The organism is Paraburkholderia sp. Ac-20347, assembly GCF_017104805.1.
GTDB classification, from domain to species: domain Bacteria; phylum Pseudomonadota; class Gammaproteobacteria; order Burkholderiales; family Burkholderiaceae; genus Paraburkholderia; species Paraburkholderia tropica.
On the sequence record NZ_JAAGPN010000537.1, the window covers coordinates 1 to 2,053 of the forward strand.

The 2,053-nt window shown below is 69.7% G+C and carries 3 protein-coding genes; all 3 read right to left on the bottom strand.

The window, feature by feature from the left end; all coding sequences use genetic code 11:
- Positions 1–335 precede the first annotated feature (335 nt).
- Positions 336–581 (bottom strand): hypothetical protein, encoded by a 246-nt coding sequence (locus G3N97_RS38430; RefSeq protein ID WP_065061994.1) that lies wholly within the window; start codon positions 579–581, stop codon positions 336–338.
- A gap of 288 nt (positions 582–869) precedes the next feature.
- The gene (locus G3N97_RS38435) at positions 870–1,091 is read right to left on the bottom strand and encodes a hypothetical protein (protein ID WP_065061996.1); all 222 of its coding nucleotides are present in this window, start codon (positions 1,089–1,091) and stop codon (positions 870–872) included.
- A 133-nt stretch (positions 1,092–1,224) separates the two neighbouring features.
- A partial coding sequence (locus G3N97_RS38440) for a carbohydrate kinase (RefSeq protein WP_205997946.1) occupies positions 1,225–2,053 on the bottom strand: 829 nt, incomplete at its 5' end.

Here is a 2,053-nt window from a genome sequence, read left to right on the forward strand (position 1 = left end):
TCGGCGGCGCGCGCGGCTTCCTCGTTCGCGGTGCCCTCCGGCGAATCGGGCGTCATGGCGGTCCTTCGGGGTCGGAATGGCGAGAGCGTAGCAACGCCGCGCGTGCAGGACAAGCGCGATTCATGCGGCGATACGCGGGCGCGCCGGGGCGCGGCGGCGGACGGTCGGGGACGCAGTCGGCGGTTGTTCGCGCGCAGGCCGCGCGGCGCTATCCGCGAGCGTTGGACACGTCGTGCTTGCGGCCAACGGATCGCCCATGCGCCGCGAATGCGGTTCGCGCAAGACTGCGCTTCAAGGAACCGCGTGCCCGCGCCGCTTACGAAACCGCGTCCCGCTTACGGAAACGCGCGCGGTTTCGGAATGCCCGCGCCGTGTTCGATATCGGCGATCGCCTGACGGTGCGCGGCGTCGATCGCTTCGGCGCTTTGCGGAAAGCCCGCGTTGCCGCCGATCGTGATCCACGGTTGCACGGCCTGGTCGCGATGGGTGATCTGATACTCGGCGTCCCAGCGCGCGCCCTGCAATTCGAGCGGATGCACATGGATGGCGTAGACGCCGTAGAGAAAGAGCTGTTCGGTCATGTCGACCCTCCTTTCGACCGCAGCGGCGCAACGCAACGCGCCGCGTGCGATCCCGTGCAGCGGCGCAGTCGCCGTTGCGGCCCGCGCGCGCACGGTTGCGTGCCGGACGCGGGAAACCGTCCGGAGCGGGATCGCCTCGCCGGACGGAGGGAACACAGGAAGTGGAGGACGCGGGCTCGACGCGCTAGACGGATCGCGCTGATCCATCGGCCGGTTCGAGTACGGCGCGCAATACGTCGCAAATACGGCGCGAATACAGTGCGACTGCGCAGTGCGACTGCGGCGCGCTTACAGTTCGAGTTCGCCGAGCAGCCGGTGCGCGAGCGCCTTGGCTTCCTCCAGCGCTTCCTCGGGCGTGCCGGAAGCGGCTTCCACTTCGTAGATCGCGTTCTCGAGATCTTCGCCGTCGTCGCGCGCCAGGGAGACCAGGCCCTGGTACTGGCCGGCGTTCATGGGTCGCACGGAGGCGACTGCCGTGTAGATCCCCTTGGTGTAGGTGACGTCGTCCATAGCGGGCTCCAGCGTGCTTCTCGAGGAAGGGAATCCCATGCTAGCACGTTGACCGCGCGCCTGCGGGGCACGCATGTGACGCTCGCGCGGCGCTTGCGTGTCATGCCTCGCAACGGTGCAACGTCCGCGCGTCTCAGTCTTCCAGCAGCGCGACGACCTCGTCGAGCGTCGGCGAATGCGCGCCCGCGCGGCGGCAGGCGGCGGCGCCCGCAGCCAGCGCGAACGACAGATGCTGACGCCACGTGCGCTGCGGCGTGCTCATCAGGCTGAACAGCAGACCGCCGATGGACGCGTCGCCCGCGCCCACCGTGTCGGCGACCTGCACGCGCGGCGGCGTCGCGTCGATCACCTCGTCGCCCACGTAGAGCGTCGCGTGCTGCGCGCCGCGCGTGACCAGCAGCGTCGCGGACGGATTGAGCGCGCGCACGGCGGCGATCGCGTCCGGCTTGCTCTTGTCCGCGAACAGCATGCGCAGGTCTTCGTCGGAGACCTTGATGAGATCCGCGAGCGCGGCCATGCGGTGCAAGATCGGCTCGTAGCCGTGCGCCATCAGGTTGCGGTAGTTCGGATCGAAGCTGATCTTCACGCCTTGCGCGCGCAGCTCGGCGGCGAGCGTCGCGAGCGTTTCGCCGAGCGGCTGGCGCACGAGGCTGATGCAGCCGAAGTGCGCCCACTTCGCGTGGCGTCGCCAGCCCTCGGGCAGCTTCGCGGGATCGAAGGCGAGATCCGCGCTGTTGTCGCCGATGAAGTAGTACGCGGGCGGATGCGTCTGATGCACGATCGCGAGCAGCGGCGCGCGTTCGACGCGCTGCATGAAGCGCATGTCGAGACCGGCGGCGACGCTCGCGTTCCAGAGTTCGTCCGAAAAGTTGTCGGTGCCGAGCGAGCCCGCGCAGGCCGTCGGCAGGCCCAGACGCGCGACCGCGCGCGCCACGTTCCAGCCCGCGCCGCCCGGATGCGCG